This window comes from Mycobacterium neglectum, assembly GCF_002591975.1.
Taxonomy (GTDB): domain Bacteria; phylum Actinomycetota; class Actinomycetes; order Mycobacteriales; family Mycobacteriaceae; genus Mycobacterium; species Mycobacterium neglectum.
Genome location: NZ_NVQE01000035.1, coordinates 16,613 through 29,546, shown reverse-complemented (window position 1 = coordinate 29,546; position 12,934 = coordinate 16,613). Strand labels below are relative to the sequence as shown.

General features: G+C 64.2%; 14 protein-coding genes. 9 read left to right on the top strand and 5 right to left on the bottom strand.

Annotation, left to right across the window (positions count from 1 at the left end):
• Nucleotides 1-60 precede the first annotated feature (60 nt).
• The 5 genes from CSQ99_RS22920 to dnaA form a co-directional block, all read right to left on the bottom strand.
• Nucleotides 61-627, bottom strand: coding sequence for a DUF721 family protein (locus CSQ99_RS22920; RefSeq protein ID WP_099041301.1), 567 nt, complete (start codon nt 625-627; stop codon nt 61-63).
• Nucleotides 620-1,810, bottom strand: a complete 1,191-nt coding sequence (recF, locus tag CSQ99_RS22915) for a DNA replication/repair protein RecF (protein WP_099041300.1) — start codon at nt 1,808-1,810, stop codon at nt 620-622. The genes CSQ99_RS22920 and recF overlap by 8 nt, the downstream gene beginning before the upstream one ends.
• Entirely contained in the window at nt 1,811-2,704 is an 894-nt protein-coding gene (gene gnd, locus CSQ99_RS22910; protein ID WP_099041299.1) for a phosphogluconate dehydrogenase (NAD(+)-dependent, decarboxylating), read from the bottom strand.
• Nucleotides 2,705-2,732: 28 nt separating this feature from the next.
• Nucleotides 2,733-3,932 (bottom strand): DNA polymerase III subunit beta, encoded by a 1,200-nt coding sequence (dnaN, locus tag CSQ99_RS22905; RefSeq protein ID WP_099041298.1) that lies wholly within the window; start codon nt 3,930-3,932, stop codon nt 2,733-2,735.
• A 565-nt stretch (nt 3,933-4,497) separates the two neighbouring features.
• The gene (dnaA, locus tag CSQ99_RS22900) at nt 4,498-6,009 is read right to left on the bottom strand and encodes a chromosomal replication initiator protein DnaA (RefSeq protein WP_099041297.1); all 1,512 of its coding nucleotides are present in this window, start codon (nt 6,007-6,009) and stop codon (nt 4,498-4,500) included.
• A gap of 578 nt (nt 6,010-6,587) precedes the next feature.
• Between dnaA and rpmH the strand changes: the two genes are divergently transcribed.
• From rpmH to CSQ99_RS22855, 9 genes are all read left to right on the top strand, one after another.
• Nucleotides 6,588-6,731: a 50S ribosomal protein L34 gene (gene rpmH / locus CSQ99_RS22895; RefSeq protein ID WP_014210243.1), complete on the top strand. Its 144-nt coding sequence runs from the start codon at nt 6,588-6,590 to the stop codon at nt 6,729-6,731.
• A 32-nt stretch (nt 6,732-6,763) separates the two neighbouring features.
• Nucleotides 6,764-7,120, top strand: coding sequence for a ribonuclease P protein component (gene rnpA, locus CSQ99_RS22890; protein WP_099041296.1), 357 nt, complete (start codon nt 6,764-6,766; stop codon nt 7,118-7,120).
• Entirely contained in the window at nt 7,117-7,458 is a 342-nt protein-coding gene (gene yidD / locus CSQ99_RS22885) for a membrane protein insertion efficiency factor YidD (protein ID WP_099041295.1), read from the top strand. The genes rnpA and yidD overlap by 4 nt, the downstream gene beginning before the upstream one ends.
• Before the next feature lie 43 nt (nt 7,459-7,501).
• The gene (gene yidC, locus CSQ99_RS22880; protein ID WP_425437854.1) at nt 7,502-8,560 is read left to right on the top strand and encodes a membrane protein insertase YidC; all 1,059 of its coding nucleotides are present in this window, start codon (nt 7,502-7,504) and stop codon (nt 8,558-8,560) included.
• Between the two features lie 98 nt (nt 8,561-8,658).
• Nucleotides 8,659-9,213 (top strand): Jag family protein, encoded by a 555-nt coding sequence (locus CSQ99_RS22875; protein WP_099041293.1) that lies wholly within the window; start codon nt 8,659-8,661, stop codon nt 9,211-9,213.
• A gap of 65 nt (nt 9,214-9,278) precedes the next feature.
• Nucleotides 9,279-9,968, top strand: coding sequence for a 16S rRNA (guanine(527)-N(7))-methyltransferase RsmG (gene rsmG, locus CSQ99_RS22870; RefSeq protein ID WP_425437853.1), 690 nt, complete (start codon nt 9,279-9,281; stop codon nt 9,966-9,968).
• 122 nt (nt 9,969-10,090) lie between these two features.
• Nucleotides 10,091-10,963, top strand: a complete 873-nt coding sequence (locus tag CSQ99_RS22865) for a ParA family protein (protein WP_245909049.1) — start codon at nt 10,091-10,093, stop codon at nt 10,961-10,963.
• Between the two features lie 10 nt (nt 10,964-10,973).
• Nucleotides 10,974-11,942: a ParB/RepB/Spo0J family partition protein gene (locus CSQ99_RS22860; RefSeq protein ID WP_099041328.1), complete on the top strand. Its 969-nt coding sequence runs from the start codon at nt 10,974-10,976 to the stop codon at nt 11,940-11,942.
• A 218-nt stretch (nt 11,943-12,160) separates the two neighbouring features.
• The gene (locus CSQ99_RS22855; RefSeq protein ID WP_099041291.1) at nt 12,161-12,913 is read left to right on the top strand and encodes an acetyltransferase; all 753 of its coding nucleotides are present in this window, start codon (nt 12,161-12,163) and stop codon (nt 12,911-12,913) included.
• Nucleotides 12,914-12,934: the final 21 nt, after the last annotated feature.

Sequence of the window (12,934 nt, the reverse complement as noted above, 5' to 3'; positions counted from 1 at the left end):
CGCTTGAGGGCGACGCCCGCGGCGTTCTCGCGGCTCTGAGCCAACACCGCAGAACTCCTGTCATCCGTACGTGTCGCGGGGTCCGCGACCGGCGATGTGATACCGGCCCTTGCGCCATGAGGGCGTGACCGGACCGACGATTTTCAGAGATTTCACCACGCCGTCGCCGACGGCGGCGGCGATCTTCGCGATCAGTTGCGCCTGGACCATTCTCAGCTGGGTGGCCCAGGCCGTCGACTCCGCCGAAACCGTGAGCACACCCTCATTCAGTGCCGTCGGCACCGCATGGGCCGCGATCTGTTCGCCGACCACTGCGTTCCAACGTCCGAACACCGCACCTTGGGCCACTTGATCCGACCAACCCCGGTTACGGGCGACGTCGCGGGTGACCGCAGCCAGCAGCTGCGGGTCGCGAGAATCCGGGCCGGGCCCCGACCAGCGCCGTCGACTGTTGCCTGCGACCTTGCGTGGTCGTGAGCTCCGGCCGCCGCGGCCGACATCCTTACCTTGGCTGCTGGCCGCGCCGCGCGCCTCCTCGAGGGTGCGTCGTACCAGATCCATGCCCTTTAGATGGGCCAGGTGCGCCGGGGGTTCCATGTCGTCACTGTCGTTGCTGCCGTCACTCATTTTCGGCTCCGCCCCCACCTGTTCTGGCCTGTACTTCCGAGATCCGTCCGGCGTCGTCGTCCTTCATGACGATCTCGACCCTGGTCGCATCCCAGCCCTGCGGGATGTCCTCGTGCACCGCTGCGGTGACCAACACCTGTTCGGCAGAGGCCGCCACGTTGGCCAGCGCCTGCCTGCGCGCGCTGTCGAGTTCGGCGAACACATCGTCGAGAAGCAGCACGGGGTCCGAGCCCTCCGCGCGCAACAGTTCGTAGGACGCCAGCCGCAACGCCAAGGCCATCGACCATGATTCACCATGGCTGGCAAAGCCTTTCGCGACTTGGTCGCCGAGGCGCAATTCCAGATCGTCGCGATGTGGCCCTACCAGGCAGACGCCCCTTTCCAGTTCGGCATCGCGGCGCCGGGCCAGCGCGTCCAAGAGTGCGGCTTCGAACAGTTCGGCACTGCCGGTTCCCGCGGCGGCTTCGGTCTCGATTACCTCCACACCGCTGCGGTAGCGGATGGCGGCAGGCCGTGACGCCGGGGCCAGCAGTTGGTAGGCCTTCTCCACCTCGGGAGCCAGCTCGTTGACGAGACCCACCCGCGCCGCGATGAGCTGTGCTCCGCGCGCAGCCAGATGCCCGTCCCACACATCGAGGGTGTCGAGCACGCTGCGGTCACCGCGATATTTCGCACCGGCCGCGGTCTTCAACAACGCGGTGCGCTGTTTGAGCACCTTGTCGTAATCCCCTCGGATCGCCGCCACCTGTGGGCGCCTGGTCGTCGCAAGCTCGTCGAGATACCTGCGGCGTTCGCCGGGATCACCCCGCACCAGCGCGAGATCCTCCGGGGCGAAGAGTACCGCTCGCAGGACACCGAGAATTTCACGTGCGCTGCGGACAGGGGAGCGGTTCAAGCGGGCCTTGTTGGCACGCCCGGGATTGATCTCCAGATCCACCGCGAGCTCGCGACCCTCGTTCACGACGATCGTCGAGACGACAGCGCGCTGCGCGCCTGCGCGGATTAGGGGTGCATCGGTGCCGACCCGGTGTGAACCAAGCGTCGACGAATACCAAAGCGCCTCAATCAGATTCGTCTTACCGAAACCGTTCGACCCAACAAATACCGTGCGGCCGGGTTCGAGGTCGATTTCGACCCGGGCCCATGACCGGTAATCCGTCAGCGAAAGGTTCCTGATGTACAACTATCCAGACTCGCTGATCCTCTGAACGGCATGGCCGCCGAACTGGTTACGCAGGGCAGACACCGCCTTCATGGTGGGGGAGTCCTCTTGACGAGACGCGAACCGTGCGAATAGTGACGCCGCGATGACCGGCATGGGCACCCGGTGGCTGATGGCTTCCTCTACGGTCCACCGGCCCTCGCCGGAGTCTTCGGTGTAACCCGTGATATCCGTGAATTTCGGATCTTCCTTGAGCGCCTTGGCCAGCAATTGTTGCAGCCAGGACCTGACGACCGTGCCGTTGGTCCACGCCTGGATGACAGCTTGGGTGTTCTCGATCAATTCCTCGGCCGCCAACAGCTCGTAGCCTTCGGCGTAGGCCATCATCAATCCGTATTCGATGCCGTTGTGCACCATTTTGGCGTAGTGACCGGCCCCCACCGGCCCGGCGTGGACGAATCCATCGGCCAGTTCACCGGGCGGCCGCAGGGTCTCGAAGATCGGCATCACACGGGTGACGTCCTCTTTACTGCCGCCCACCATAAGGCCGTACCCTTCGGTCAACCCCCAAATACCGCCGGATACCCCCGCGTCGATGAAACCAATTCCCTTGTCGTCCAACAGTTTCGCGTGTGGGCCATCTTCGGTGTACCGAGAGTTGCCTCCGTCGATCACTAGATCGCCGGGGCTGAGCACTTCGGCCAGCGACCGGATGGTCTCATCGGTGATGTGCCCCGACGGCACCATCACCCACACCACGCGCGGCTCATCGAGTGCTTCCGCGAGGGCCGCCAGCGTCGGTACGTCGGTGACTTCGGGCCTGGGGTCGTACCCGACCACCTCGTGCCCACCCTCACGCAGGCGTTCCCGCATGTTGAAGCCCATTTTGCCCAGTCCGACCAGACCCAATTGCATGTGCGCCCCCATCGTGGCGTCGGGCCGGTCAGCCAGGAAGCCGCACCGGCATCAACAGATAGACGTAGTCGGTTTGCGCAGCCGGGAACGGCCCCGTGTCACCGACACTCCCATCATCCTCACCCGCCGGACGCAACACCGCGGGACGGCTGGGTGTCGTGAATCCGAATGTCACGCGTTCAGAGTGCAGCGACCCGAGCCCGTCGGTGAGATAAGTGGGGTTGAAGGCGATCGTCAGCGGCTCACCTGCGAACTCGACAGGCAGATCCTCTTCCGCACGGCCGACGTCATCCGCGCCGGCGGACAGTCGCAGCACATCGTCGGCGAACTCCATGCGCACCTGGGCCCCGCGGTCCGCAACCAGCGCGACACGCTTGATGGCTTCGGTGAGTTCTGCGACGCCGATGGTCGCGATCGCGGTGTGCTCGGTCGGCAGCAACTGACGGAACTTCGGGAACTCGGCGTCGAGAAGACGCGTCGTACTGCGTTTGCCATTGCTGCGGATGCCCAACAAACCTTCCTTGCCGACCTCGGCACCCGCACCCAACGAGAGGTGTACATCGGAACCGTCGGATCCGGCCTTGGCGGCTTCGGCCAAAGTCTTGGCCGGAACCAACACCGCTGCCTCCATGTCGGCTGACTCCGTCGACCACGTCAACTCGCGCACCGCGAGACGGAAGCGGTCGGTCGCCGCCAAAATGACATTCTCGCCAGAAATCTCGACTCGGATGCCGGTCAACATCGGCAAGGTGTCATCGCGGCCGGCCGCAACCGCAACCTGGCCGATCGCCTCGGCGAACAGATCTGCAGAGACCACACCGGTGTCGTCGGGCAGGGTGGGCAGCGTCGGGTAGTCCTCCACTGCCATCGTCGGCAGCGAGAATCTGGCGCTACCGCAGGTCAGCGATACGCGTGTACCTTCAACGCTCACATCGACAGGCTTGGCCGGCAACGCCCGGGTGATATCCGACAAAAGCCGACCGGATACCAAAACACTTCCAGGCGAAGCGATTTCAGCTGCGACCTGAACCTCTGCCGAGACTTCGTAGTCGAATCCCGAAATCGTCAAACCGTCGTCAGAGCCGGTGAGCAGGACACCCGCCAGGACAGGAACCGTCGGCCGGTTCGGCAGATTGCGAGCTACCCAGGCCACGGCGTCGGCGAAGTCTTCGCGCACCAGACGGAACTTCAAATCGGTGACACCAACGGTTGTGGTCGCCACGTCCATACAGTCCCTTCGATCAATAACACAACAAGCGTTAAGCAGCGGTTTCCTGATGTCTCAACACGCCTTGGAACGATGCGTCGGGACGACCGTAACGGCTGTGCTGAACCACCGTAGAGCTTTCGGCCCGAACTTGAAAGCTAATCGATCGCGCTGACATTCGGTTCGTCGAACCGGTATGGCGAGTGAGTTTTTGCGTGTTCCCCAAGGGCCTTCTTCGAAGAAGTTTCTAGAGAGATATAGGAGCAACAGTAATAGGGCCTGTGGATTCTGGGGATGAAGCGGTGTCTGCGCTGGATGCGGCCGGTGCCATGTTGTGGGATACCTGTGGATCAATGTGTTGGCACTGTTCAGCCGCTGTGGAAACGGACGCGGTTGTGAAACAAGCGGCGGCTCATCCGAGGGTTCATCCCAGGTTGTCCACATCGGTGTGCACATCGCAGGCGTGTGACAAGTGATGCGGGCGGTACGGAAGTTTTTCCGAGATTTTTTGGCGCGCGGGCGTGATTCGACGCCAAGCGCACAGGTTTGGTGATCCGAAGGCTGAGTTGTCGAGTCGAAACGGGGCTCAACGCTTGGAGCGTTGGCGGATTCGTGTCGTCAGTTCCTTGACGTGATCGAAGACTTCGCGGCGTTCGGCCATCTCGCCGCGGATCTTCTTCTCGGCGTACATGACGGTGGTGTGGTCACGTCCGAACGCCTGGCCGATCTTGGGCAACGACAGGTCCGTGAGTTCGCGACACAGGTACATCGCAATTTGCCGGGACTGCGCGAGGGCACGGGTCTTTCCGGGACCACGCAGTTCCTCGAGGGTGGTTTCGAAGTACTCGGCGGTCGCGGCCATGATCGCGGCGGTGCTGATCTGCATCGTGGATGCATCGGAGATGAGGTCGCGGAGCACGATCTCGGCGAGCGACTTGTCGATCGCGGTCTTGTTCAGTGATGCGAATGCGGTGACGCGGATCAGGGCGCCTTCGAGCTCGCGGATATTGCGTTCGATGCTGCTGGCGATGAGCTCGAGGACGTCACCGGGGACATCGAGACGATCCATCTGAGCCTTCTTACGAAGAATCGCGATGCGGGTCTCGAGTTCGGGAGGCTGAACGTCGGTGATCAGCCCCCATTCGAATCGGGTGCGGAGCCGGTCTTCGAGGGTGGCCAGCTGTTTGGGGGGCCGGTCCGAGGAGATGACGATCTGCTTGTTGGCGTTGTGCAGGGTGTTGAAGGTATGGAAGAACTCTTCCTGGATACCTTCTTTGCCTTCGATGAACTGGATGTCATCGACCAGCAGCACGTCGATGTCTCGGTAGCTTCGCTTGAACGAAGCCTTGCGGTCGTCACGCAGCGAGTTGATGAAATCGTTGGTGAATTCCTCGGTCGAGACGTACTTGACCCGCATCCCAGGAAAGAGTCGCTGAGCGTAGTTTCCGGCGGCGTGCAAAAGATGAGTTTTGCCGAGGCCGGACTCACCCCATATGAAGAGGGGGTTGTAGGCGCGCGCCGGGGCCTCGGCGATGGCCAGCGAAGCCGCGTGAGCAAACCTGTTCGACGCGCCGATGACGAACGTGTCGAAGGTGTAGCGGCGATTCAAGTTGACCGCCGTCGCGTCGTCGACTTCGGCGCTCTGCGAACGGCTGGAGAAATACGAGGGCCAGCTCTCTTCCGCACTCGCTCGCGCAGCCAGATCTTCGTCGACGTCGTCATCGACGTCGTCGAGGTCGATCGCCGCGGGTGTGCTCGCGTATCCGCCGATTCCCTCATCGGGCTGTTCGGTTTCGGGCGCGGCGATGCGTACGCCGAGTTCCACACGTTGACCGAGCTGACGGCTCAGGGCGTTGATGATCGGTTCTCGAAGATGGCGCTCGATCTCGTTCTGAACGAAAGGCGTCGGAACCGACAGGAGAGCAAAACCCTCGGTGATGACGAGTGGTTTGACCAACTTCAACCACGCACGTTGCTGGGGGGTGAGAACCGGGCCGGCGTCACCGTTCGCCACTCCGACCGCTTCGATGTCGCCATTGAGTTCGGCTACGACCGTGTTCCATACGGCCACGAATGGGGGATCGGGGTCAGCAGTCAATGACGCGTACCCCCTCGCGGCCAATTCAGGGAAGGCCAATGGAACGAAGACGAACTGTCCACATAGTTATCCACAGGTTGTGGAGACAGGACAGCCGTCGTCGTTCTGTTGTCTACGGGCAGGAACGCCGTCGGCCGGAGCTCGTCACAGCAGTGGTGCGGTCTGTGGGCTCGCGACTCGGTGGGCATCTCCGCTTCGTTGTCTGTCGTCGTTTCGTTATCGAAACGACATTGGCAGAAGCTAACAGTTTTCTTGGCGGGTGCCAACCGTTCTGCAACATTGGCTGGGGGTTACTTCGGTGGCCCCTGGACACCGTGACGGCTGTGGCGGATGTAAAGATTTTCATGCCCCTGAAGCCCGGATGGCGGCGGGTAGGAGTGTGGTTTGACCTAGGGAAATCTCGTCAGTACCCTCGAACAGTCGCCCACAAGCGGCGGCACGGCTGCGACCCAGGTTTTTGTGGAGACCGCGCCGGTTAAGCAAGACGGACGAGCTTACCAACGGGCAACCGCGTCCCACCGGGTTGACACTCAACCGGTGTGGGCCGTGGGCGCCAGACGGAACGAGGAGATACAGCCGTGGCCAAGGGCAAGCGGACTTTTCAGCCGAACAACCGGCGCCGCGCGCGCGTGCACGGCTTCCGGCTGCGGATGCGGACCCGGGCAGGCCGGGCCATCGTGTCGAGCCGGCGTACCAAGGGTCGCCGCAAGCTGACTGCGTGATTCCGGCGTGAGTTCAAGCGGGATCTAGCGCGGTGCTACCGGCGCGGTACCGGATGACGCGGTCGTCCGAGTTCGGTGCCACGGTCAGTCAAGGGGTGCGGGCAGTGCAGCCCGATCTCGTCGTGCACACGATGCGTCATGCCGTCGACGAGGATGGTCCCCGGATCGGTCTGGTCGTCTCGAAATCTGTCGGCAGCGCCGTACAGCGTCACCGCGTGTCCCGCCGGCTGCGTCATGTGGCCCGCAGTCTCATCGACGATCTGCATCCGGCGGATCGGGTAGTGATCCGGGCATTGCCCGGTAGCCGCTACGCGATCTCGGCACGACTCGAACAGGAATTGCGGACCGCGCTACGTCGGGCGCTCTCAAAGAATGGGGCGTCACGATGAAGGGTTCGATCGCGCGTGCGCTGATCTACGTCATCCAGTTGTACCGCCACATGGTTTCCCCGCTGCGACCGGCGACGTGTCGCTTCATGCCGACGTGCAGCCAGTACGCCGTCGATGCGCTGACCGAGTACGGCGCCGTGAAGGGCGGATGGCTGGCAGTGGTGCGGCTGCTGAAGTGCGGTCCGTGGCATAAGGGAGGATGGGACCCGATACCGGAGCGTCGCGGCGGCGGACATGAATTGTGCTCGGACGCAGACGAGCTCCGGATGGATCCGGACGCAGCCGACGATGTGTGGGGTACCCAGGCATCGCGAGCAGAGAGCGAGACGCGTGTTTAGTTGGTTCAGCCTGGACATCATTTACTACCCGGTGTCGGCGATCATGTGGGTTTGGTACAAGGCGTTCGCCTTCATCCTCGGGCCGACGAACTTCTTCGCCTGGGCGCTGTCGGTGATGTTCCTGGTGTTCACCCTGCGCGCGATCCTTTACAAGCCCTTCGTCAAGCAGATCCGCACCACGCGGCAGATGCAGGAGCTGCAGCCTCAGATCAAGGCGCTGCAGAAGAAGTACGGCAAGGATCGCCAGCGGATGGCGATGGAGATGCAGAAGCTCCAGAAGGAGCACGGATTCAACCCGATCCTCGGCTGCCTGCCGATGCTGGCCCAACTGCCGGTCTTCCTCGGGCTGTATCACGTGCTGATGTCCTTCAACCGGACCCAGACCGGCATCGGCCGGCTGGGACTGTCGGTGGAGGAGAATGCGCAACTGGGCAACTACGTGTTCAGCGCCGAGGACGTGCGTCACTTCCTGGACGCGAACCTGTTCGGTGCTCCACTCGGCGCGACGATGATTCAGCAGCACGGCCTCGAGGCGTTCACTGAATTCAACCGCTTCGCGGTCATCGGGGTCGGCGTGCCACTGATGATCCTGGCCGGCGCCGCCACGTATTTCAACAGCCGGGCGTCGGTCGCGCGCCAAAGCCCGGAAGCCGCGGCGAACCCGCAGACGGCGATGATGAACAAGCTGGCGCTGTACGTCTTCCCGTTCGGCGTCGTCGCCGGCGGGCCGTTCCTGCCGCTGGCCATCATCATGTACTGGCTCGCCAACAACATCTGGACGTTCGGACAGCAGCACTACGTGTTCGGGATGATCGAGAAAGAGGAAGAAGCCAAGAAGCTCGAGGCCAAGGAACGTCGTTCACAGAACGCACCGCCGCCGGGCGCGAAGCCCAAGAAGCGGCCCAAGGCGGCGGCCGAGCCGGCCGAGTTGACGGCAAGCGACGGCGTGGAACTCGACGAGACGGCGACGGACAACGGATCGGCGGACGGCAAGGCGACGGGCTCGAGTCCGGGCAAGACCGCGTCGGGAACCGGCAGCAGCAGCCCACGACCGGGTGCGACGCCGCGGCCGGGCGCGCGGCCCAAGAAACGTAAGCGCTGACCGATCGCAGCCGGCGGCGCTGAGGCAGCTGCGGCCGGAGTGCTGTGGGACAGCCCGAAGACGACCGGTGCAGACCACCGGAGATGAGGGAGATACAGATGACTGACGCTGAGACGACCGAGCGTAGCGAGGAACTTGTCGAAGGGGACACCGCCGGCGAGGAGACGACCGCGCCGCCCACGGAGGACCTGGAGGACCGGTTGGTCACCGAGGGCGAGATCGCCGGGGACTACCTCGAGGAGTTGTTGGACCTGCTGGATTTCGACGGCGATATTGATCTCGATGTCGAAGGGGACCGTGCGATCGTGAGTATCGACGGCGGAACCGACCTGAACAAGTTGGTCGGCCGGAAGGGGGAGGTGCTCGACGCGCTGCAGGAGTTGACGCGGCTGGCGGTGCACCAGAAGACCGGCGAGCGCAGCCGGCTGATGCTCGACATCGCCCGGTGGCGCCGTGGTCGTCGCGACGAGTTGGCAGCGCTCGGCGACAAGGTCGCGCGACGCGTCCTCGAGTCGGGCGAGCGCGAGGAGCTCTCGCCAATGACGCCGTTCGAGCGCAAGATCGTGCACGACGCGGTCGCTGCGGTCGATGGTGTGCACAGCGAGAGTGAGGGCGTGGAGCCTTCACGTCGCGTCGTTGTCCTCGTCGACTGAGCGCTCCGAGTTACATCTGTGTAGTTCGTTCGACGGGACGCGTCGGCCCCGCGAAGATCCGGAGGATGTTTCACGTGAAACATGACGAGGTGTCGGCAGCCCCTGAGGCGGCCGACATCTTGTTCGGAACCGGACTGGCGGGGGCGCGACGGTATGCCGAGATCTTGGCCGGCGCGGGCGTCGAGCGTGGATTGATCGGTCCCCGGGAGGTCGACAGGCTTTGGGATCGACACCTACTCAACAGCGCAGCGATCGCGGAATTGTTACCGGAGAACGCCCGGGTCGCCGACATAGGTAGTGGAGCCGGCCTGCCCGGGATACCGTTGGCCTTGGCTCGCCCCGACCTCCGCGTGACGCTCATCGAACCTCTGCTCCGGCGTAGCGATTTTCTTCGCGAGGTGATCGATGAACTCGGGATCGACGTGATGGTCGTGCGCGGCAGGGCCGAAGAGCGGGCTGTGCGAGAAGAGGTGGGGGAGATGGATGCGGTGACCTCCAGGGCGGTGGCGTCACTGGACAAGGTCGCGAAGTGGAGCATGCCTCTGCTGCGTCCAGGGGGCGAGATGTTGGCCATTAAAGGTGAGCGTGCCGAAGGGGAGGCCCATGAGCACCGGCGTGTGCTGGCGTCCCTCGGAGCCGTCGATGTGAGGGTGAAAAAATGCTGCGCGGACGTCTTGGATCCTCCCGCGACCGTCGTCGTGGCGCGTCGGAAGAATCTGTCCGACCGCCGATCGACGGACGGGAGCCGGGGGTGAGTTCGGTTCCCAAAGGCCCGCGACCGACCGTTGCCGCGCCTCGGCGTGGCGATGTTTCACGTGAAACGAACCAGCCCCATGTTTCACGTGAAACATGGGAGGGCGGGCCTCCGCCGACTGAGGTGTGGCCCGACCCACCCGCGGTGGACACCCCGATCGGCGCCGAAGCCGAGCGGGCAGTGCGCCTGCTGCATGCCGCCGCCAAGAGTGGACTCCCGCGCCCGGAGCGCCAACGCGTCTTCACGATCGCCAACCAGAAGGGTGGGGTCGGCAAGACGACGACGGCGGTGAACATCGCCGCCGCGCTCGCGCTCCAGGGGATGCAGGTCCTGGTGATCGATCTCGACCCCCAGGGCAACGCCAGCACTGCGCTAGGCGTCGAACACCGCGAGGGCACACCGTCCTCCTATGAGGTGCTCATCGGCGAGATCCCGTTGGAGGCCGCCCTCCAGCGCAGTCCGCACAGCGAGCGTCTCTACTGCGTGCCCGCGACCATCGACCTTGCCGGCGCCGAGATCGAGTTGGTCAGCATGGTGGCGCGTGAAGGGCGACTTCGCGGCGCGCTGGCCGGGCTCAAAAACCACGGTTTCGACTACGTCTTCATCGACTGTCCGCCGTCGCTGGGCCTGCTCACGATCAATGCCCTTGTGGCGGCGCCCGAAGTCCTGATCCCCATTCAATGCGAGTACTACGCGCTCGAGGGTGTGGGTCAGCTGTTGCGCAATATCGAGATGGTCAAGTCGCACCTCAATCCGGACCTCAATGTCTCCACCGTGATCCTGACGATGTATGACGGACGGACGAGGCTGGCCGATCAGGTGGCCGACGACGTCCGCGCCCACTTTGGCGACAAGGTGTTGCGCACCGTCATCCCGCGCAGCGTCAAGGTGTCCGAAGCGCCCGGGTATGGAATGACGATCCTCGACTACGACCCGGGCTCGCGGGGTGCGATGAGCTATCTGGATGCCAGCCGCGAAATTGCGGAACGCCAATGAGGAGATACGGATGACTCAACCCAAGGGCAAGCGAAGCGGACTGGGCCGCGGGCTGGCGTCGCTCATTCCCACCGGACCGTCCGATGGCGAATCGTCCCTCGGAAAGATGGGTAACGCCGCCGCCGACGTCATGTACGGCAGCGGCCAGTCGGAGCCCAACGTCTCCGGTGCCGTCTACCGCGAGATCGATCCGTCGGCGATCGACCCCAACCCGAAGCAGCCACGCCACGTCTTCGATGAAGAGGCGCTGGCCGAACTCGTGCACTCGATCCGCGAGTTCGGCCTCATGCAGCCGATCGTGGTGCGCGCGCTACCGGGCGAGTCCACGCCGAGGTATCAGCTCGTGATGGGGGAGCGGCGGTGGCGGGCCGCGCAGGAGGCGGGGCTCGCGACCATCCCCGCGATCGTTCGGGAGACCGACGACGACAATATGCTGCGGGACGCCTTGCTGGAGAACATCCATCGCGTCCAGCTGAATCCGTTGGAAGAGGCCGCCGCATATCAGCAGCTGCTCGACGAGTTCGGCGTCACCCACGATGAACTGGCATCGCGCATTGGCCGGTCGCGTCCGCTCATCACCAACATGATCCGGCTGCTGCGGTTGCCGATCGCGGTGCAGCGACGGGTGGCGGCCGGTGTCCTTTCGGCCGGCCACGCCCGGGCGCTGCTCTCCCTCGAGGGCGGCACCGAACAGCAGGAGGAGCTCGCGGCGCGCATCGTCGCCGAGGGCCTATCGGTGCGCGCCACCGAGGAAGCGGTCACCTTGGCTAACCGCGCCGGCCCCGCGACACCCGCGGCGCCCCGACGTAAGCCGATCCACATGCCCGGTCTCCAAGATGTTGCTGAGCGGCTCTCGACGGCGTTCGATACCCGCGTCACGGTCGCTCTCGGCAAACGCAAAGGCAAGATCGTGGTTGAGTTCGGGTCGGTCGACGACCTCCAACGCATAGTCGAACTAATGAGTGCGTCCAAACGCTGACCGCCTACCCGCGGTAATTACGTCACTGTGACACATACCCTTGGGAGGGCGGCCGTGTACGTCGGCGCTGAGCGGAAACAGCATGTGTTTCAACAACTTTCGTCGTCTTCACCGCGACAGACGGTTCACCCAGAAGAATTGCGGCCATCTGCGCCGCGCCCTTCTATCCTGGAGTGGCAGCCGTGCACATCAGCACTGCGCGGAACCCGGAGAGGCTAGTGCCGCCACGTATCACGCCCATGCGGCTCGAAGCATTCGAGCAACTACCCAAGCACGCTCGCCGGTGCGTGTTCTGGGAGGTGGATCCGTCGACCCTGCAGTCTCCGCAACCGGGTGGAAATCACCTGTCGGACCCCGAGTTCGAGAAGGAAGCCTGGCTCTCGATGGTGATGCTCGAGTGGGGTGCGTGCGGGCAGATGGCTGTGCTGTGTCCCGAGTCGATGGGTGACGATGCGGTGCCGACCGGAGACGAACCGTGCCTGGGCTATGCGTTCTATGCGCCGCCGCGCGCAGTCCCGCGCGCCCGGCTCTTCCCGTCCGGTCCGGTCAGTGCCGACGCCGTGTTGCTCACGACGCTGGGGGTCGAGTCCTCGAAGGCGGCAGATACGCTGTCGCGCAGTCTGATCGCGGCCGTCGTTGGTGACCTCGTGCGCCGCGGGGTGCGGGCGCTCGAGGCCTTCGGGCGTACCGCCGACGTCACCGATCTGGCCGATCCGCAGGTGGCGTCGCCAGCTCTTCGCCCGATCCTTGAGGTGCTGGGGGACTGCTCGGTGGACCAGTGCGTCCTAGACGTAGACCTGCTGCAGGATGCCGGCTTCGTGGTGGTCTCACCGCATCCGTATTTCCCGCGGCTGCGCCTGGAGTTGGAGCAGGGTTTGGGCTGGAAGGCAGAGGTCGAAGCGGCGCTGGAGCGACTCCTGGAAACCGCGCAGCTACAGCAGCCGGTCGGAGCGGGCGCCGGTCCCTGTTAGCGGCGGTGTGAACCGAGCCGG